The organism is Nonlabens sp. Asnod3-H03 (assembly GCF_045063665.1).
Classification (GTDB): domain Bacteria; phylum Bacteroidota; class Bacteroidia; order Flavobacteriales; family Flavobacteriaceae; genus Nonlabens; species Nonlabens ulvanivorans.
Window position 1 is genome coordinate 2,356,964 of the sequence record NZ_JBEFOD010000008.1, and the last position, 19,083, is coordinate 2,376,046.

At 35.0% G+C, this 19,083-nt stretch carries 20 protein-coding genes; 6 read left to right on the top strand and 14 right to left on the bottom strand.

The window, feature by feature from the left end; translation table 11 throughout:
- Positions 1-15: 15 nt before the first annotated feature.
- From ACJJVI_RS14035 to ACJJVI_RS14060, 6 genes are read right to left on the bottom strand one after another with little or no spacing between them, the layout of a single operon-like run.
- Positions 16-1,140 (bottom strand): glycosyltransferase family 4 protein, encoded by a 1,125-nt coding sequence (locus ACJJVI_RS14035; protein WP_405352498.1) that lies wholly within the window; start codon positions 1,138-1,140, stop codon positions 16-18.
- Between the two features lie 25 nt (positions 1,141-1,165).
- Entirely contained in the window at positions 1,166-2,419 is a 1,254-nt protein-coding gene (locus ACJJVI_RS14040) for an ABC transporter ATP-binding protein (protein WP_042271741.1), read from the bottom strand.
- Positions 2,416-3,243, bottom strand: coding sequence for a polysaccharide pyruvyl transferase family protein (locus tag ACJJVI_RS14045; protein ID WP_405352501.1), 828 nt, complete (start codon positions 3,241-3,243; stop codon positions 2,416-2,418). Before ACJJVI_RS14045 ends, ACJJVI_RS14040 begins: the two co-directional genes overlap by 4 nt.
- The gene (locus tag ACJJVI_RS14050) at positions 3,243-4,103 is read right to left on the bottom strand and encodes an ABC transporter permease (RefSeq protein WP_405352503.1); all 861 of its coding nucleotides are present in this window, start codon (positions 4,101-4,103) and stop codon (positions 3,243-3,245) included. The genes ACJJVI_RS14045 and ACJJVI_RS14050 overlap by 1 nt, the downstream gene beginning before the upstream one ends.
- Before the next feature lie 42 nt (positions 4,104-4,145).
- On the bottom strand, positions 4,146-6,602 hold the full coding sequence (locus ACJJVI_RS14055) for a polysaccharide biosynthesis tyrosine autokinase (RefSeq protein WP_405352506.1): 2,457 nt from the start codon (positions 6,600-6,602) through the stop codon (positions 4,146-4,148).
- A 1-nt stretch (position 6,603) separates the two neighbouring features.
- Positions 6,604-7,407, bottom strand: a complete 804-nt coding sequence (locus tag ACJJVI_RS14060) for a polysaccharide biosynthesis/export family protein (protein WP_042271746.1) — start codon at positions 7,405-7,407, stop codon at positions 6,604-6,606.
- 245 nt (positions 7,408-7,652) lie between these two features.
- Here ACJJVI_RS14060 and ACJJVI_RS14065 point away from each other — a divergent pair, with 245 nt between their 5' ends.
- The 4 genes from ACJJVI_RS14065 (at position 7,653) to ACJJVI_RS14080 (ending at position 11,293) form a co-directional block, all read left to right on the top strand.
- Positions 7,653-9,533: an ABC-F family ATP-binding cassette domain-containing protein gene (locus ACJJVI_RS14065; RefSeq protein ID WP_405352510.1), complete on the top strand. Its 1,881-nt coding sequence runs from the start codon at positions 7,653-7,655 to the stop codon at positions 9,531-9,533.
- A 78-nt stretch (positions 9,534-9,611) separates the two neighbouring features.
- A complete protein-coding gene (locus ACJJVI_RS14070; protein WP_042271752.1) occupies positions 9,612-10,379 on the top strand; it encodes an O-methyltransferase in 768 nt (255 codons plus the stop codon).
- Positions 10,380-10,436: 57 nt separating this feature from the next.
- Positions 10,437-11,138 carry an ABC transporter ATP-binding protein gene (locus tag ACJJVI_RS14075; protein ID WP_036581482.1) on the top strand — a complete coding sequence of 234 codons (702 nt, stop codon included), beginning with the start codon at positions 10,437-10,439 and terminating at the stop codon, positions 11,136-11,138.
- Positions 11,126-11,293: a hypothetical protein gene (locus ACJJVI_RS14080; protein WP_160165392.1), complete on the top strand. Its 168-nt coding sequence runs from the start codon at positions 11,126-11,128 to the stop codon at positions 11,291-11,293. Before ACJJVI_RS14075 ends, ACJJVI_RS14080 begins: the two co-directional genes overlap by 13 nt.
- A 2-nt stretch (positions 11,294-11,295) precedes the next feature.
- Here the strand turns inward: ACJJVI_RS14080 and ACJJVI_RS14085 are convergent, their stop codons facing one another.
- Together ACJJVI_RS14085 and rimO are read right to left on the bottom strand one after the other, a co-directional pair.
- The gene (locus ACJJVI_RS14085; RefSeq protein WP_053234211.1) at positions 11,296-11,976 is read right to left on the bottom strand and encodes a TlpA disulfide reductase family protein; all 681 of its coding nucleotides are present in this window, start codon (positions 11,974-11,976) and stop codon (positions 11,296-11,298) included.
- Positions 11,977-12,166: 190 nt separating this feature from the next.
- Positions 12,167-13,471 carry a 30S ribosomal protein S12 methylthiotransferase RimO gene (rimO, locus tag ACJJVI_RS14090; protein WP_042271755.1) on the bottom strand — a complete coding sequence of 435 codons (1,305 nt, stop codon included), beginning with the start codon at positions 13,469-13,471 and terminating at the stop codon, positions 12,167-12,169.
- Between the two features lie 110 nt (positions 13,472-13,581).
- Here rimO and ACJJVI_RS14095 point away from each other — a divergent pair, with 110 nt between their 5' ends.
- Positions 13,582-14,406, top strand: a complete 825-nt coding sequence (locus ACJJVI_RS14095; protein ID WP_405352516.1) for a hypothetical protein — start codon at positions 13,582-13,584, stop codon at positions 14,404-14,406.
- A 25-nt stretch (positions 14,407-14,431) separates the two neighbouring features.
- A complete protein-coding gene (locus ACJJVI_RS14100) occupies positions 14,432-15,295 on the top strand; it encodes a carboxypeptidase-like regulatory domain-containing protein (RefSeq protein ID WP_405352519.1) in 864 nt (287 codons plus the stop codon).
- Positions 15,296-15,311: 16 nt separating this feature from the next.
- Here ACJJVI_RS14100 and ACJJVI_RS14105 read toward each other — a convergent pair whose 3' ends face one another.
- From ACJJVI_RS14105 to rpmB, 6 genes are all read right to left on the bottom strand, one after another.
- Positions 15,312-15,569, bottom strand: coding sequence for a hypothetical protein (locus ACJJVI_RS14105; RefSeq protein WP_036581493.1), 258 nt, complete (start codon positions 15,567-15,569; stop codon positions 15,312-15,314).
- Positions 15,570-15,647: 78 nt separating this feature from the next.
- A complete protein-coding gene (locus tag ACJJVI_RS14110) occupies positions 15,648-17,249 on the bottom strand; it encodes an amidase family protein (protein ID WP_042271763.1) in 1,602 nt (533 codons plus the stop codon).
- A gap of 82 nt (positions 17,250-17,331) precedes the next feature.
- On the bottom strand, positions 17,332-18,285 hold the full coding sequence (gene ftsY / locus ACJJVI_RS14115) for a signal recognition particle-docking protein FtsY (protein ID WP_036581498.1): 954 nt from the start codon (positions 18,283-18,285) through the stop codon (positions 17,332-17,334).
- Between the two features lie 165 nt (positions 18,286-18,450).
- Positions 18,451-18,603: a DUF4295 domain-containing protein gene (locus ACJJVI_RS14120; protein ID WP_081866548.1), complete on the bottom strand. Its 153-nt coding sequence runs from the start codon at positions 18,601-18,603 to the stop codon at positions 18,451-18,453.
- Positions 18,604-18,609: 6 nt separating this feature from the next.
- A complete protein-coding gene (gene rpmG / locus ACJJVI_RS14125) occupies positions 18,610-18,792 on the bottom strand; it encodes a 50S ribosomal protein L33 (protein ID WP_036581501.1) in 183 nt (60 codons plus the stop codon).
- Between the two features lie 19 nt (positions 18,793-18,811).
- Positions 18,812-19,051 carry a 50S ribosomal protein L28 gene (gene rpmB, locus ACJJVI_RS14130; protein WP_036581503.1) on the bottom strand — a complete coding sequence of 80 codons (240 nt, stop codon included), beginning with the start codon at positions 19,049-19,051 and terminating at the stop codon, positions 18,812-18,814.
- Positions 19,052-19,083 lie beyond the last annotated feature (32 nt).

Here is a 19,083-nt window from a genome sequence, read left to right on the forward strand (position 1 = left end):
TACAGTTTGCCTTAATTATCTTTTGATTTTATTAATAATTCTTTGTGAAAATGAAAAAAACTTCAATCTTAAAAACAAAAGCAAATTTGGCCTTGCAGCTCCAATATTTTCTAAAGCTCCAATTTCTTTTTGCCCAACAATCTCAAAACTAAATTTCTCTTTATGAATTCCTCTTAGTCTTATGGCATCTGATTTAACATCAATTTCGTTAGCTGTAAGTGCTTGATTTATTAATTTAGCTAAATCTTTTGGCGACTCAAAATTATCAACTAAAAAAACATTTTTATACTCACGAGGTAAAATATCACTCATAGGTTTTTTATTACTAGTGACGATTTTAGAACCTGCTGCTGCGGCTTCAATAAAAACAACACCAAAACCCTCATTTCTACTTGGAACACAGAATACTTCACATAAATTATACAAATTATTCAGTTCATGATTTGGTATAAACTGTTTTAGAACTAAGCGTTTTTCAACACCATATTCTTCTGCGATTTCTTGGTAAACACTGTCATCACCTCTTCCTATTGCAATCAAATTAACGTCTTTTGGCAGGAAAGTCAGCGCCTTTATAACATTGTCTAAATTTTTTTGATTTGTCTTTTTACCAATATGTAAAATATTTCTACCTTTTGGTAAAACAATTGAGTTATGAGAATTACCTTCTAAAGGCTTGAAAGTAGAATAATCAATTCTATTGCCTATCACGGTAATTTTATTCTTTTTAACTCCTTTTACTATCAAAATATCTTTTAAGACATCACTAACAGCTAGAATCCTATCAGCATATTTAATACTATCGTGAATAAAACTATCTCTATCATCATGTATACTTACAACAACAGGATATTTAAGAAGTCTTGCGTGAATAGCGAATGTGCAACTATGATATGAACCATATACTCTTACAAACAGAGGATTAATTCTTTTTAAATGCTTTTGAAACTCTACATAAGTTTTTGTTGGAATTACTTTTAAGCCTTCCCAAACAAATTCTTCATCCTCAAATGGTGACAGAATAATTACTTCATCAAAGTAATTATTAGGGTTATAGATTCTTTTAACTACTCCAGAAGTACCCTTTCTATCATAAGCTTTTACGGGATCTGTTGGTACAACTACTATAGTTTTATTCATTGAAACAAATTTTATTCTACTTAATTCAACTCCAACTAGACTTTAAAATAACATCTCCTTGACCATGTAAAAGATCTTCACCTGTTTTAAAGTAATCGTTGTTCAATATGGTGAGCTTTCCAGCAAACTCAATTATTTCAAAGTTTTGTCGAGGAGTTTTAGTTCCTACGGCTAATAGAACATCATAATCTCCTTGCTTAATGTTTACATTTAAGATAGTGCTTTTCAATGTTGAATTAGGCTCTATAAGTTTATTAAATGAACCGTCTTGATGAGTACCTACCGATAGAACTCGTCTTTCATTACTATCAGAAAAAGCAAGAAAGCAATAATTCAAATCTATATTTAATTTAAAATCATGAAAATCCACCTCAACATTAATATCATCGCCAATATAAAATGTATCACTCTCGACATTATCCTTAAAAAATTTTAAGCTATTAATAATATCACTTTTAATCCCTTTAGTCTTCTCTTTTTTATTGTCGGCCATATATAAATTCACAGCTTTTTCAGTTTTACCTTCAAAAGAAACAGAACCATTTTTAAGTAAAATAGCCTTAGTACATAATTGTCTTATCGATGTCATGTTATGACTCACAAAAAGCACTGTACGACCACCAGAACTAGAAATATCTTGCATTTTCCCTATGGCCTTTTTTTGAAACTCGGCATCACCTACGGCAAGTACTTCATCTACTACAAGAATATCGGGCTCTAAAAATGCGGCTACGGCAAATCCTAATCGCACGCGCATCCCACTGGAGTATCTTTTTACAGGCGTGTCTATATACATTTGACAACCCGAGAACTCCACGATTTCATCAATCTTACTTGCTATTTCGCTTTTAGTCATTCCTAGGATAGCACCATTGAGAAAAATGTTTTCTCTACCGGTAAGTTCTGGATGCATCCCAGTTCCTACTTCTAGCAAACTTGCGATGCGTCCTCGAGTTTTTATAGATCCTGTAGTAGGACTCGTAACTCGCGATAAAATTTTGAGTAAGGTCGATTTACCAGCACCATTTTTACCAATGATTCCTAATATCTCACCACGTTTTACCTCAAAGTTGATGTCTCTTAATGCCCATACATAGTCCGAACTAGCTGTTGCGCTGCGGTCGTTAACAGCTCCTATTTTTAAATAAGGATCTTCTTTTCCTCGTACTTTATGCCAGAAACGGTTTAAATCATGTCCTAACGTACCTGTTCCTACCAGACCTAGACGGTACTGCTTAGAAATATTCTCTGCTTTTAAAATGATATCATCATCGATCATAAGTCAGTAGGTTTAAAAGGACATACTTTCATTAAGTTATTTTGAATTTCTTGAATCATTTCAGCTTGTGGTAATCGTTGCTCGTGTTGCTTCACCTTTTCTATTCCCATTTCTATGTTATGCAATTCACTTATAAATTCTGGATCATATGGTTCTAGACCTACAGACATTAAATAATCATAGTACTTGACTCCATCACCATAAATACGGTCAGAAAACTGTATTTGCACTGCAGGAATTTGATATGCATGCGCTACTATAATTCCGTGTAATGAAGAAGATAAAATACGCTCACAAGAAATAATCTCGCTAGTCGTTTGCTCTACATCATTGGTCTTAAAGTTAATGATTTTTACCGCATCATTATCCTTAAACCACTCCTGAACCAGTTCATAATCATTAATATGTGGTACGATTCCTAATTGGTATTCTTTTTCTACTATAGGGTTATAATGCAGCGGTAAGAGCAATGCAGGATCACCATAAACGGCTGGACAATCGTAGCCCAGTTCTTGTATACGCTTTCGCGAAAGCGGACCTCTAACCGCCAAAAATGTTGCGCCAGCTATTTGAGCGTCTCTAGAAATAATACCACTACCCCAAACGGTACAATGCGTACCTATATGCTCTAAAATACTACCTATGGTCACGTATAATGGTTTCCAGAAGTTTTGCAGGTGAAACTTGTGAGCTCGTTGCCAGATTACTTTTTTGTGAGATATTTTTTCCACAAGGTATTTCCCCAACAGATCACCATAGTTTTCATAATCCTTTTTCTGGATTAAAACCTCACTCCACCAGTATAAACGTATCGATTTGCTCATTATACAGTATCTATAAAGGTTTTTTCTGTTTTATTAAAAACAATCAATCCTATAAAAAACAGTACCAATCCTAATCCCAAACCTACATAAATTCCAGTCCAGTGAATCTCTAGATTATCAAACCATAAACTGCGGTAACTCTCAATAATATGCGCTAGTGGATTCCACTCTACTGCCCAATAATATTCTCCTAATTTATCTCTTGCAGCTTCTAGAGAATACATCACGGCACTTAAATACATTAATAGATTTAAGCCAAATCCTATAAGGATGGTTAGATCTCTATACTTAGTAGTAAAGGCAGATAGAATCATACCTATTCCCATCGCCATAAGTATGACAATAAATATGACTAGTATGATCAAAGGTAAAAACACCGATGGCTGTATCGCGACATCTTTGTAGAATACATAATAACAATAAAAAATAACTAGGATTAAAATCTGTATTCCAAATTTAAAAAGTCCCGATAGCACCTTAGACGCCGGCGCTATAAAGCGTGGAAAATAAACCTTACCAAAGAGCCCTGCATTTGATTTAAAGGTATTACTCGTCGCATTAAGTGCTTCTTTAAAATAACTCCATAGCGTTAAACCGGTTAAGTTGAATAAAAAATTAGGAATGATTCCATTATCTATTCCTGCCACTTCATTAAATACGAGTGTAAAAACAACACTAGTAAAAAGCGGTTGTATTAAAAACCATAATGGTCCTAGGATGGTTTGTTTATAAACCGTAATAATATCGCGTTTAATAAATAGCACAAGCAAATCTCTATAACGCCAGATCTCTTTGAGATTAAGGTCGATTAACTTGCCCTTAGGCTTGATTTCATACAGCCATTCTTGTTGATTACTCATAGTTTGTTGTAATTCCACTTTCGCGAAAGCGATACCTTTAAATTATCCAGGTTTAAAAATGCCCTTGATTATTTTTTTGATTCTTGCAATAAAACCATCTTTCAGATCATTTTCATGATATCCGTTCCCATAAGCTCCATAACCATAGCCATAACCGTAGCCATAGCCATAGCCATATTTACCGCGTTCATTGAAATAGTTAAAGACAAAACTTAGGTTTTTAATTTCCTTACGGTCGTATTTTTCATTAACTACATCCAGCATTCCTTTTTTAGTATAACCTTGACGGACCATATATAGGGAAGCATCAGCATGTTTTGCGATTTCCATTGCATCTGCTACCAGTCCTAATGGTGGTGTATCGAGAATCACATAATCATAATCCATTTTGAACTGCTCTATCATTTCTCCAGCACGCTTGGACATAATTAATTCGCTTGGATTAGGTGGTACTGGTCCAGAAAGTGCAATATCTAGGTTCTCCATACCTGCCGATCTTATGATTTCATTAAGTGAACAATCGTTTACTAAATAATTAGAAACTCCTAAATCATTTTCGATACCAAAATCATCAAAAATCTTAGGCTTTCTTAAATCCATTCCCACCAATAAGGTACGTTTACCACTTAAGGCAAATACTGTTGCAAGATTGATACTGGTAAAAGTTTTACCTTCTCCACTTACACTGCTAGTTACCATTATGGTACGAGAACCATGCAAAGACTCTTGGTCATATATAAAATGTAAACTGGAGCGTATTCCCCTAAAGGACTCTGCAATGGTAGACTTAGGTTTATCCTTCACAATTAAATTAGTAGGATGTTCCATTTTCCCTACTACACCTATTAATGGTATTTTAGATAATTTTTCAATTTCCTTAGGAGAATGCACATAAAAATCAAGGAGTGTTAATATAAATGCTACCGCTACAGGTATGGAACAACCTATTAGCAACGCCATGATATAATTTAAATTAGAATCTCTACGAGTCCCTCCACCACCAGTATTTTTTGCCTCATCAATCACATATATATCTGAAACATTAGCTGCTTTAACGAGCTCTGCTTCGGCTCTTTTGTCAATGTAGACATTATAGGCATTATTATCGAGATCAAACTGTCGTTGTATGCGCAAAAATTCTTGTTGCTCCTTAGGTAACTTTTTAATTTGTGCTTCTACTTTATTAATTTGACCATAGAGCTGGTTCAACTCTTTATTGAGTAACGATTTAGAACTAGCAATATTTTCATAGATCACATCTTTAACCGCATTGATATCACGATCAATTTGTTGGAATACTGGGGCATCGGCACGCATAGCAAACTCTCTGCGCTTTCGCTCCTCAGATAAAGCCACCAGCCTAGACACCGCTCCAGAAATACTTCCTTCTTCAATTCCCACAACTGATGGTGCTTGAATAGCAGTGTAGTCAGACTTATTCTGAAGATAAGATTTCAGGCTGTTATAATAATTCAATTTATTTTGAATACCGCGTTTTTGGATTTCATACTCTGTAAGTTGTTGGTTATAGTCAGAGTTTTGAGAAACAGCATCAAGCATTTGTGATTTCTCTTTGAAATCTTCTAATTCTTGCTCAGACTTTCTAAGGGCTTTTTCTTGAGCAATTAAAGAACTGTCTATATATTTAATGGTACTTACCGCAAACTTATTTTTACGTTGTAACTCTCCTCGTTCAAGAATCACAGAGCTGGTGTTGATATAATCAATGAGTCGCTGCTTGTTTTTACCTTGTAAACTTAATTTTAAAATAGAAGATCCTTTAGGCTCTTGACTTATCGATATTCCTTTGTATCGATTTACCGTTCCCCAGTAACTTCCAAAGTTGAATAACCACTCACCGGTTTGAATAGTTTCTCCTCTTTTATCCACTACTATTTTTAAAAATGGCAAGTCTATCTTTTCACCAAATTGAAACTCTTGCTTCCATTCTCCTTGAGGTACTGGAACACTTTTACTTACTCGATTTGCATAATCATAGCCACCAGCGGTGGCGCTAGAAAAACTAGTAGATAGCTCAATGCGCTCTTGATCGAGCACTTTGATTCTTAAATTCTTTCCATACAACTGTGTGGCACTAGTGTCGGCATAAATGAAGAATGGTGTTTGTTTATAAGCATCGGTATTATAATACTCACCTTCTTTAATGTAATTGATGTAAAATTGTAACTCGTCCACTACTTGCTCTGCGTGTGTGCGAGATTTGAACTGTACAATTGCTGTCGTCACTTTATCAGTCGTTCCACCCCAATTAAAGGTCAAACTCTGATTGCTGGTAAATAAGGGATTTGAATTATCCTTGATACTGATCAAAGAACTTGCACTATAAACAGTCTGTATAAACTGATTTTTATAGTAGGCATAGCCTAATCCTATTCCTAGGCAAATCACAATCAACCACCACAGTTTAATCAGTTTTGTAAAAAACTGTCTTATATCAAATATTCCTGATAAGGAATTAATTTCTTTTTCCTCTTCCATATTATAAACGCGTAAAGAATAGTACTGTAGTCACAAGTGTGGTCAATACTGATATTATAGTCGTAAAAGAAGCCAAACCAGTAGTTCCTGTCCCTAATGATTTTTGTGGTAACGGATCTACAACAATCATATCATTAGGCTGTATATAATAGTAAGGCGAATAAACAACGTCTAATTGCGTTAGGTCTAAATGATGCACTTTTACACCATCAGGATACTGTCGTACAATTCTAACTTTAGTCAAATCACCTGTAATCGGAACACCACCACTATTTGCGATAGCTTCAATAATGGACACTTGATCTCTGAAAATAACTTGCTCACCTTGACCACTTACTTCACCTGCCATAACATAACGTAATCCACCTAATCTTACCGTCACAAATAATTCTGCATTTTCCTTAAAATATTCGGTAAGCAAACGTCTTTCAATCAACTCTCTTAATTCTTCTAAAGTCAACCCTAAAGCTTTAATTTCTCCTAATTGTGGAACTCGTATATCACCATGCTGATCTATAGTGTACCCAGAAAAATATAATCCGCCTGCTTGATTTGAAGTATTTGCATTACTCGTCGATCCTACATTAAACATAGAAACTAACTCTTGATCATATGGCGCCTTTATTTGAATGCTTAAGACATCATTAATTTGTAATCTATAGGGTGGCTGCACTTTTTGAATGGTAATAAGCGAGTCATTCTTTACAGTTGGAGACTCTTGCAAATAAGTAATATTACGTGTAGGAACGCAAGAACTTAACATTAAAATCAAACCTATAATTAATAAACCTAATACGGTACGCATAAATCTTCTCGGAATAAGCTGTAAATATAAAGTTATCTATTTAAAATGCCTATAAACACCATGCTATTATCACTACAGTTCTATGAACAACATTCCATGATTATTTTTATTTAGGCCATAAGAAAAAACGACTCTTTAATTTTTATATAAAATTGAGCCAATAACCCATAGAAAACCAGCAATCTTAAATATCAAACCCCTCAAAAAAACACGTATTATTGCAATCCATTAAAACATAGGATTTCATGAACTATATATCTGTTGAAAATGTCTCTCGTAGCTTTGGAGAACGCGTGTTGTTTGAAAATATCTCACTTGGGATTAATGAAGGTCAGAAAATAGGTTTTGTAGCAAAAAACGGTTTCGGTAAAACATCGCTACTTGATATCATTATAGGGAAAGAAATGCCTAATACTGGATCTGTAAACCGTCGTAATGATTTACGTATGGCATTCTTACTACAAGAACCAGATTTAGATCCCAATGCCACGATAGAAGAAATCATCTTAGATTCTGACATTCCTATTATAAAGATCATAGCAAATTATGAAAAGGCACTGCAAAACATGGAAGATGCAGATAAGTATCAAGCAGCCTTTGACGCCATGGACTCTTCAAATGCTTGGGATTTTGAAACTAAATACAAACAGATACTTTCTAAATTAAAACTAGATGATCTTTCTCAAAAAGTAGAAAATCTAAGTGGTGGACAAAAAAAGCGTATCGCTATGGCTATAGCTTTACTATCAGATCCACAGCTATTAATCATGGACGAACCTACTAACCACTTAGATCTTGAAATGATCGAATGGCTAGAAGAGTATTTCAAGCAAGAAAACTACACCATTCTTATGGTGACACACGATCGTTATTTCTTAGATCGTGTTTGTAACGAAATTATAGAGCTGGATAATGGGAAACTTTATACCTATAAAGGGAACTATTCTTATTATGTAGAGAAAAAAGAAGAACGTTTAGAAATTGAACAAACTACACAAGAAAAAGCGCAGCAACTTTATAAAAAAGAGCTACAATGGATGCGCCGCCAGCCTAAAGCACGTACAACAAAATCTAAATCGCGTATTGATGATTTTTACCAAATAAAAGAAGCTGCTCACAACCGTCGTAAAGACCATAAAGTAGAATTAGAAATTAACATGGAGCGTTTAGGCACAAAAGTGGTTGAACTTCATAAAATATCTAAATCATTCCCTGGTAAAAAGCTTATCGATAATTTCTCGTACAACTTTATTAAAGGAGAACGAGTAGGAATTATAGGGAAAAATGGAACTGGTAAATCAACATTCCTGAATATGATCACTGGGAATCTACTACCAGACTCTGGTAAAGTGGTGAAAGGTGAAACAGTAAAAATAGGCTACTATACTCAAGGTGGAATAGACATCAAGCCTGGCCAAAAGGTCATTGATGTGATTAAAGAATACGGTGAATACATTCCTCTTAATAAAGGAAAAATCATTAGTGCAAGTCAGCTGTTAGAACGATTTATGTTTGACAGTAAAAAGAAACATGACTTTGTAGAAAAACTAAGTGGTGGTGAACGCAAACGACTTTACTTATGTACAGTACTCATTCAAAACCCTAATTTTCTAATTCTTGATGAACCTACTAATGATCTAGATATCCCTACCTTAAATATCTTAGAAAACTTTTTAATGGATTTCCCTGGTTGTCTAATGGTTGTAAGTCACGACCGTTATTTTATGGATAAGATTGTAGATCATCTATTTGTTTTCAATCAGTCCGGAACCATCACAGATTTCCCTGGGAACTATAGTGATTTCCGTGCTTATGTAGGAAACACTGATCTCGCACTAGACAAGGATGATAGTGCTCAAGGCGAAAAAACAGTTGCTAAAAAACCTGCAGTTAAAGCCACTACCACGAGCACAGGTCCTACTCGTGAACAGCAAAAAGAACTTTCCCGATTAGAAAACAGCATTAAAAAACTAGAAGAACAACGTGTGAAACTTCAGGAGTCTTTTCTAGACACTTCTCTTACACCAGAAGAACTAGCAGCTAATTCTATAAAACTAGATCAGGTAAAAGCAGACTTAGAAGAAAGAGAAATGGAATGGTTAGAACTTACGGAGTCGATTGGATAGTATTTTTATAAAATTAAAATTGGATTCAAATACTACTTTTAAATAAACAGAAAATAGTAACGCAGAAATAGCTTCCTCTTGCTACACCAACTCAAGAACTATATAAAACACAGCATTAAATCCTTTCATTTACATGGGATTCACTCGCCGTTTGTGTTTACACTCGAGAAAAAGTGCTTAAGAGATAAAGCCGTTTATGAGCAATATGATGTTATGAGACGCTTCCGCGAAAGCGTGAAAAATAACAACACCATTTTACACATAGAAGACTATGGAGCTGGAAGCAAAATCTTTAAAACTGATGAACGTCGTGTGAGCGATATTCTGAAATACAATTCCAGTGATAGAAAATCTGCCGAAATGTTATTCCGGTTGTGTAACTATTTTAAAGTAAACAATGTTCTAGAACTTGGCACTTCCATAGGTATAGCAACACATGCTATGGCTTTATCAGGTGCTCATATAACCACAATTGAAGGTAGTCCTGAAGTTCAAAAATTTGCACAATCGCAATTTGAAAAATTTAGCCTTGATAAGGTAAAAAGTGTTTGCAGTAAGTTTGATGAATTTCTTATAAATCAATTAGGTACAACATATGACTTGATTTACATTGATGGGCATCACGATGGAATGGCAACCATAGACTATTTTAATGCTTGTCTAAAACTATCTCACAAAGACACTATTTTTATACTGGACGACATATACTGGTCGCGAGATATGACAGATGCATGGAGTCAACTATGTCAACATGTAAACGTCACCGCTAGTATAGACCTATATGATGTAGGACTCTTATTTTTAAGAAAAGAACAATTACAAGAACGTTTTTACATCAAGTTGTAACGTTATCAGAATTTGAACGTCCTATGAGAAAGGCTAATAATTCCATACTTTTAACCTATGAGTGATAATGTAATAGATGTGCGTGGTATCGTGCGTAATTTTAAACTGGGACAAGAAGTTGTCAAGGTGCTTAAAGGAATAGATCTCGAGATTAAACGTGGTGATTATGTCGCACTTATGGGACCATCAGGTTCTGGAAAATCAACTTTAATGAATTTACTAGGCTGTCTAGACACTCCTACAGCTGGTTCTTATAAATTAAATGGCACAGACGTTTCTAGTTTGAGTGATGATCAACTAGCAGATATTAGAAACACAGAAATAGGTTTTGTATTTCAAACTTTCAATCTTTTACCTCGCACAACAGCATTAGATAATGTCGCATTACCTATGGTTTATGCCGGTAAGTCTAAGAAAGAACGTAATGCACGCGCCACTGAAGTACTTGAAAGTGTAGGATTAGGCGATCGTATGGATCACCAGCCTAATCAATTATCTGGTGGACAGCGACAGCGTGTTGCCGTAGGTAGAGCTTTAGTTAATAATCCATCGATTATTCTAGCAGATGAACCTACCGGAAATCTAGATTCTAAAACAGGTGTTGAAATAATGGCTCTTTTTGACAAGATTCATGCCGATGGAAATACAGTGATTCTAGTAACGCATGAAGAAGAAATTGCAGAGCATGCTCATAGAGTCATCAGACTACGTGATGGCGTTATTGAAACAGACATTAGAAATAAAGAATGGAAGGATTAAGCGACTACCAAGACTGGCTGTATATAGGTGCTGTTATCATTGCCTTTTTTGTATTCCTATTATGGAATCGCAAAACACATGGCCGCTCTAGAACAAAAAATAGACGCAGCTTTAAAGCCCGACTAGAAGATCGTAAAAAAGAACAACAGAAATAATATTACTCATTTACCATTTCTCTTAATGTTGCAGATAAGTTCAAATGCTCTGCAATAATATCTCCATAAACCTGAACAATTCTACCATCTTTATCTAATAGTAAGTTCATAGGAAAAGCTTGAACGTCATAAGCATCAATTGCAGGTCGCACATCTGTAAGATGTTCAAAATTGAATGCCTTTCTATCTAGAAAATGATTGACCACATAGTCTTTATCAAAAGTGATAGCTACAAAATTTACTTCGCCATTAAACTCTTCTTCTAATTGATTTAAATATGGGATTTCTATAATACAAGGTCCACATCTCGTAAACCAAAAATTAACAACCGTAGGCTTACCTGTATAATCCACATCATCAATTCCAGAACTATCACTAGCTATAAACTCCTCCATAGGAAAGCGATCACCTATCTTTTTGCGATGCACTAAAAAAGGATCATAATAATTGGAATCTGGATTACTGTCTACCACAGTAACTTTAACCGTTTGAATTACAGAATCCTGAGCCGTTCGCGTACTAACTGAATTATGTATCACTAAACCAGTAGATAATGTTTTTTTATACTTTTCAAACTGAAAAAAATCCATCACAGTACCATCCTCTATCTGATAGTAAGTAATTTGTGCCTGGGACAATGCAGCTGAACTGATCATTAAAATAATAAATAACAACTTTTTCATAAGTCAAAAATACGGATTTGTAGAACGTATCACAGTATTCAAAGAAGATGCCACGTTCTGATTGAATAACTTTTATAAATTGATAATATTGAAATAAACTATTTCAACAGCAAATAAAAAATGCTTCTTTAGTTCTCACCCAAAGAAGCATTGTTCATTATAAATTTAATAGTGTATTAAAATACAAACATTACTCTACCGGCGTACCATAAAGATCAAAATCTTCAGCCTCAGTTATAGTAACATTTACAAATGATCCTACAGACAGGTAATGCTTCTCTGCATCAATCAATACTTCATTATCCACATCAGGACTATCAAACTCTGTACGTCCTACAAAATAATTACCTCTTTTGCGATCTATAATAACTTTAAAAGTCTGACCTATTTTATGCTGATTCAATTCCCAAGAAATCTGTGATTGAATTTCCATGATCTCGTTTGCACGTTCTTGTTTTACTTCTTCTGGCACATCATCTTCTAACTTATAAGCATGTGTATTCTCCTCATGAGAGTATGTAAAACAACCCATACGCTCAAAACGTTGATCTTTTACCCATTGTTTTAAAATCTGATAATCCTCTTCTGTTTCTCCAGGATATCCTACAATTAAAGTAGTACGTATCGCCATTTCTGGAACCGTCGCTCTAAAATCTTCTAGAAGCGCATTAGTCTTCTCAAATGTAGTACCGCGACGCATCGATTTTAAAACAGGTGTTGAAATATGTTGTAATGGTATATCTAAGTAATTACACACTTTAGACTCTGATTTCATAACCTCAAGAACATCCATAGGGAAACCAGTTGGGAATGCATAGTGCATACGTATCCACTCTATTCCTTCTACTTTCACCAGTTCTTTTAAAAGATCTGCAAGACGTCTCTTTTTATATAAATCTAATCCATAATAAGTTAAATCTTGAGCGATAAGAATAAGCTCTTTAACACCATTTGCAGCCAGTTTTTCAGCTTCAATGACTAGATGTTCTATAGGTGTGCTTTTATGACCACCACGCATTAATGGTATTGCACAAAAAGAACATGGTCTATCACAACCTTCAGCGATTTTAAAATACGCATAATTTTTAGGAGTCGTAGTTACACGTTCACCTATCAACTCGTGCTTATAGTCAGCTCCTAATGCTTTTAATAATGACGGCAACTCTGTGGTACCAAAATACTGATCCACATCTGGAATTTCCTTTTGTAAATCTGGCTTATAACGCTCTGATAAACAACCCGACACAAATACCTGATCTACTTCTCCGTTATTTTTGCGCTCTACAAAATCTAGGATTGTATTTACAGATTCTTCCTTAGCATTATCGATAAAACCACAGGTATTTATCACAACGATATTTCCTTCTTCCTCATGGACTACATCTTTACCACTGGCCTTCAATTGTCCCATCAACACTTCACTATCATAGACGTTCTTTGAACATCCTAGAGTGATAACATTAATCTTATTCTTTTTTCTTGATTTTGTTCTCATAAGCGGCTGCAAATTTACGACTTAACTAGATGTAAATGTTGTTTTTGATCACGCTTTCGCGAAAGCGTATTCATAAAAATTAGTATTTTCAACAATCTCAAGTAAATCAAATGGTAATATTTAACGGAGCTGCTTTTTTTCAAGGACTATTATTGGCCTTATTTTTTGGTGTCATTTATTTTATATTATACCTATTTAACATAGATGACAGCATCTGGGAGATAGGGAATGCGCGACCTATGGCGGTTATATTTCAAGCACATTTATGTGCATGGATTTGCATGCTCACAGCAACTTTTGGTGTTAACGGAAGATTGTTTTTTATTCCTACGTGGATTTTATTCACAGCTTTGTGCATCATTTTATGTTTGAGCCCAGAAGCGCATTGGTCTCGCTACATATTTATGATGGTGTCATTTACGATTCCAATTGCATTTTTCCGTTTGAAACGTAGCTTTATGAAAACATCATGGGCTGAGGCTCACGAGGCTCTTACATTATTAAAATCTGGGAATGATACTTCTCAAATAGAATATTGGAAACTTGTGCAGGCTTCGGCTATTGTACCACAGTATACTTTTTTTACCGTTCATTTTTATTGGAAAGCTATGTATTACGGAATTTACAACGGTAACGACTGGCTTAACCATTATAAAGAATTACTCCCCATAATAGGTGATCGATATGTAGGTTTTAATCAAAAACAGCAACGTAAATATGTTGAATTACAGCAGGCTGTCACTAACGCTATGGACTGGAAACAATACAGTCACCCGATGCATGCATTAAGCACCTTACATTACTCGATAGAAGGAAAGATTAAAATGATAGAAAAAATACCGCAACCACAAGTTGCTCCTATCACTGGCCCATCTACTCCTGAACATAATTTAAAGCCAGAGAAAAAAGTGCGTGCTAATTTTGATCGATTGTAAAACGTCCTCAATACTTCTAATTTTAATGAAAATAAGTCTAGTTCTTTTTCTATCACTCTATTATATCACCTGCATCGCTCAAAGGACGATAACTGGGACTGTGACTGATAACAGTGGCATACCTGTTTTAGGAGCAACCGTTTTAATTAAAGGAACTGATAATGAAGTTAACACAGATTTTGATAGCAACTACTCTATTGAGGTAGAAGAAGATGATGTGTTGATATTTTCATCTGTAGGGTATGAAACTCAAGAGATATCCGCTGGTAAAAACAATGTTATCAATGTATCACTGGTTTCTGGAATTACCGGCTGTTATTTTTGGAACGACCCAACTCATAGTATAAAATCTATGTATGGTGTAAACTATAAAACTCTAGGCATAGAATTCAAAACGAGATGGCATCAGCTAAACCATTTAGAATTGAACGGAAGAATCACTACTAATCTTGAGTCTAATAAGGAAATCCAAGTAGAAACCATAAAACCTGTTAGAATCAATGGCATCTATATAAAACCTGGATTGAGTTTCCATCAAGCTGATTTTAAATCAAATAGATTACACAAATATGAGTTTTTTATAACAAAAGATTTTGGTTTAGGTGCTGATCCTCATCAGCATATAAAGATTAGTACAGGACTTATCAACTACTCTAGCTCCCAAAGGCTATATTATGAAGAAGTTGGTTACGGTATTGAAATTAGAAAAAGAGTCTTTAGGGGCTTCTTTTTCACAACTGGCTATACGTACTGGGAAGGAATTAATGAAGTTGAATTGAAAGGAGATTACAATATAAGATACAATTGGATAATAAATGTAAGATATCATCATATCAGTAATTATGAAGAAGTAAGCCTAGGTATATCTTATAATTTAAGAAATTGGTAAATCAGATATCACTAATCTAATTCACCCAGGTTACAATATCCTCAAAAAAGAATCGTGTATACAATGAGATCACTATGCAGGCTACGGTAACTAACCAATAATACTTTTTAGTCATTAGCATCGCACCACAAATAAGCAACATGATAAAATGTATACCAGCGACTATATATATAGGCAACTGGTAGGTATCCACAATTGTTGATTCTTCAGATAGGGAATCTACATAAGTTTTTCCTAACACAGTTATAATATGAAAGGCTGCATAGATTGCCATAAACTTCGTCAAAATAACGAGGCTTTTAGAGCTAAGCAACGACGGCTTTTGAGTTGAATCTTTCAATGACTGATGATTTTAATTGTAACCTTTAGGCATCTTACGGTGTTGGGTTGCTTTTTCATAAGCAGCTGCCCATTGATAAAGCATCTTCTCTTCTTCGGTAGGTGCAATAAAAGTTAATCCAAAAGGCTGACCATTCTCATCATATCCCATAGGTACAGTGATAGCAGGATAAAAAGCCACAGCAGCCTCTGCCGCATTATAATTATTAACTGATAAGAAACCATCCAGATTATGAGACTGAATGTAATAATCAAAATACTCTTGTGCTTGAGTTGTTAATCTAGTTTTAAGAGCCGCAGATTCTGCTGGAGAATAATCCTTTTCATCTGTTATACCTTGAAACAGTCGTTGACCATAAGGCATATAATTTAATGAATCTGCTTTATTTAATTCCATCACCTTAGCCACATCCCATCCTTGATACTCAGGCAATCCTAATCCCATGAAATATGCAGGCAAATCCTTTTTCATATCGACATTAAGTAAAGAAACAAATCCATCTAGTTGCGGTTGTTTTTCTTCTAATTCTACCACAGTTGCACCTAAAGCTATAATTTGTTCTACAGCACTGGCATATAATGGATTCTTCTTATAACCAGGAAAAACTCCAAAAACACGACCTTGAACCGTAGAGGTCCCCAAATTTGCTATAAATAAATCACTGAACATGCGTTTATCACTTAACATCCCACGCATTAAAATGACATTATCCACAACATTTTTAGACATAGGACCTGCTGTATCGAGATAAGTTGATATAGGAATAATACCTATCCCACTTAAAGTACCTACTGATGGTTTTAAACCTACTACACTATTTTGTGACGCTGGCGATAATATCGAACCTGCGGTTTCAGAACCTACAGCAGCTACCGCAAAATTAGCTGCTATTGCAACTCCACTACCACTACTAGATCCGCCAGTATCTATTTCCTTACGACCATATGGGTTTAAAGTCTGTCCACCCATAGCGCTATAACCACTAGGACAATCACCACAAAAGAAATAAGCCCATTCACTTAGATTTGCTTTTCCTAAAATAATAGCATCTGCTTCAATTAATCGCTGTACGATACGCGCATTTTGAGGTTCCAGATCTTTTAAAACAGCAGCGCCACCAGTTGTTTTCATACCTTCGGTATTGATATTATCTTTTAACAAAATAGGCATACCCATTAAACTATAAGGGTTAAACTTACCTTCTCCACGTCTGAATTCATCAATTCTCAAATCATAAGCATATGCATCTTCCATTGCCTGTGGATTTAGAGCTATTACAGAATTTAATGATTTCCTGTTCTCTCTATCATACTTTGCAATTCTATTGATATAGAATAAGGTTAATTGTTGGTAAGAAAGCTTACCATCATATACAGCTTGTTGAATTTCAGGGATGCTTTTTTCTAGTATTAAAGATTTTAGTTCCTCGCTTTCGCGAAAGCTGGATAAATCATCTTTAAAAGGAGCAATAATATCTTCTTTTTTCAAAAACCTAGAATCCAAGACTTTAAATTGCTCATCATCCTGATTAATAGATTGGGAGACTTCATTTACAGCTTTAGGAGAGTTACAACTCCATACTGTGAACGCTAAAAAAAGTAATATAAAACGCATAAAATATTTTTCTTAAAAATAGAAAAACTCTTAGACCTAACCGAAGCTAGGTATAAGAGTTATAAACTGTTTAATGAGCACTCTAATTAAAGAAACTGTCTACAAATTCTGATTTATTAAAAACTTGTAAATCATCCACTCCTTCTCCTACTCCTATATATCGAACAGGTATTTGAAATTGATCAGAAATCCCTATAACTACGCCACCTTTTGCAGTACCATCCAGTTTTGTAACTGCTAACGAACTCACTTCTGTCGCCGCAGTAAACTGTTTTGCTTGTTCAAAAGCATTTTGACCGGTAGAGCCATCAAGAACTAACATTACGTCATGTGGAGCATTAGGAATTATTTTTTGCATCACACGTTTCACCTTAGTAAGTTCATTCATTAAATTGACCTTATTATGTAAACGACCTGCAGTATCCAAAAGAACCACATCTGCATTCTGAGCGACGGCACTTTGTAAAGTATCAAATGCAACACTAGCTGGATCACTACCCATATCTTGTTTAACAATTTCTACACCTACACGATCTGCCCAAATTTGTAATTGGTCTACAGCTGCTGCTCTAAATGTATCTCCAGCACCTAGCACGACCTTAAGACCTTTTTGCTTAAATTGGTGAGCGAGCTTACCTATGGTAGTTGTTTTACCTACTCCATTAACTCCTACCACCATAACTACATAAGGGCCATCTTGCTGAGGAATGGTGAAATCAGTAGCGTCACCATTATTAACCTCACTTAATAAACCTGCGATTTCATCACGTAAAATACCATTGAGCTCGGTAGTGCCTAAATATTTATCTTTTGCTACACGTTCTTCAATACGATCAATGACTTTAATTGTGGTAGCCACACCTACATCACTAGATATTAAAACGTCTTCAAGATCATCAAGCACATCTGCATCGACTTTAGATTTACCGGCAACGGCTTTACCTAATTTATCTAAGAACGTTGTTTTGGTTTTTTCTAGTCCTTTATCTAGGGTTTCCTTTTTCTCTTTTGAAAATATCTTTTTAAAAAAACTCATTTTTGGCTGTTTCTGGTCGTTGCAAAGTTAATCATATATGTGATACTATAGAAGCATCATATTGTGTAGTCAATTTGCGAGCCACAGAAACATGACTGACAAATGGTCCATAAAAAAAGACCGCTCTGCAAGCAGAGCGGTCTTTTATCATCTTAACTAACCAACTTATTTCTTTTTCAAGAAATCGTTTACTAATTCAGGTGCCATAATAGCACTTACGAAAGTATATGCACCTGACTTAGGTGATTTAACCATCTTGATGGCTTTCGTTAATCTCTTTGACCCAGTTTGTAGGGTTGCTACTGATTTCTTTGCCATGTCGTATTATTTAATTTCTTTATGAACAGTCATACGCTTAAGGATCGGGTTGAATTTTTTAATCTCCAAACGATCTGGCGTATTTTTTTTATTCTTAGTCGTGATGTAACGAGAAGTTCCAGCTTTACCTGACTCCTTGTGCTCTGTACATTCAAGTATCACTTGAATTCTATTACCTTTCTTTGCCATCTTCTAGTATATTAATAGATTACTTGGTAAGAAGCCCTTTAGCGCGAGCTTGCTTCATTACCTCAGTAATACCTAATTTATTGATGTTTTTTATCGCCTTAGCAGATACTTTAAGTGAAATCCACTTATCCTCTTCAGGAAGGTAGAAACGCTTAGTAAAAAGATTCACGTTGAATCTACGTTTAGTCTTATTCATTGCGTGGGAAACATTGTTTCCTGACATCGCTCTCTTACCTGTAAGTTCACAAACTCGTGACATGATTATCTGTGTTTAAAATCGGACTGCAAAAT

Coding starts and splice junctions, on each gene's coding strand:
- ACJJVI_RS14035 (WP_405352498.1), bottom strand. CDS start 1,140: ATGAATAAAACTATAGTAGTTGTACCAACAGATCCCGTAAAAGCTTAT.
- ACJJVI_RS14040 (WP_042271741.1), bottom strand. CDS start 2,419: ATGATCGATGATGATATCATTTTAAAAGCAGAGAATATTTCTAAGCAG.
- ACJJVI_RS14045 (WP_405352501.1), bottom strand. CDS start 3,243: ATGAGCAAATCGATACGTTTATACTGGTGGAGTGAGGTTTTAATCCAG.
- ACJJVI_RS14050 (WP_405352503.1), bottom strand. CDS start 4,103: ATGAGTAATCAACAAGAATGGCTGTATGAAATCAAGCCTAAGGGCAAG.
- ACJJVI_RS14055 (WP_405352506.1), bottom strand. CDS start 6,602: ATGGAAGAGGAAAAAGAAATTAATTCCTTATCAGGAATATTTGATATA.
- ACJJVI_RS14060 (WP_042271746.1), bottom strand. CDS start 7,407: ATGCGTACCGTATTAGGTTTATTAATTATAGGTTTGATTTTAATGTTA.
- ACJJVI_RS14065 (WP_405352510.1), top strand. CDS start 7,653: ATGAACTATATATCTGTTGAAAATGTCTCTCGTAGCTTTGGAGAACGC.
- ACJJVI_RS14075 (WP_036581482.1), top strand. CDS start 10,437: ATGAGTGATAATGTAATAGATGTGCGTGGTATCGTGCGTAATTTTAAA.
- ACJJVI_RS14080 (WP_160165392.1), top strand. CDS start 11,126: ATGGAAGGATTAAGCGACTACCAAGACTGGCTGTATATAGGTGCTGTT.
- ACJJVI_RS14085 (WP_053234211.1), bottom strand. CDS start 11,976: ATGAAAAAGTTGTTATTTATTATTTTAATGATCAGTTCAGCTGCATTG.
- rimO (WP_042271755.1), bottom strand. CDS start 13,471: ATGAGAACAAAATCAAGAAAAAAGAATAAGATTAATGTTATCACTCTA.
- ACJJVI_RS14095 (WP_405352516.1), top strand. CDS start 13,582: ATGGTAATATTTAACGGAGCTGCTTTTTTTCAAGGACTATTATTGGCC.
- ACJJVI_RS14100 (WP_405352519.1), top strand. CDS start 14,432: ATGAAAATAAGTCTAGTTCTTTTTCTATCACTCTATTATATCACCTGC.
- ACJJVI_RS14105 (WP_036581493.1), bottom strand. CDS start 15,569: ATGGCAATCTATGCAGCCTTTCATATTATAACTGTGTTAGGAAAAACT.
- ACJJVI_RS14110 (WP_042271763.1), bottom strand. CDS start 17,249: ATGCGTTTTATATTACTTTTTTTAGCGTTCACAGTATGGAGTTGTAAC.
- ftsY (WP_036581498.1), bottom strand. CDS start 18,285: ATGAGTTTTTTTAAAAAGATATTTTCAAAAGAGAAAAAGGAAACCCTA.
- ACJJVI_RS14120 (WP_081866548.1), bottom strand. CDS start 18,603: ATGGCAAAGAAATCAGTAGCAACCCTACAAACTGGGTCAAAGAGATTA.
- rpmG (WP_036581501.1), bottom strand. CDS start 18,792: ATGGCAAAGAAAGGTAATAGAATTCAAGTGATACTTGAATGTACAGAG.
- rpmB (WP_036581503.1), bottom strand. CDS start 19,051: ATGTCACGAGTTTGTGAACTTACAGGTAAGAGAGCGATGTCAGGAAAC.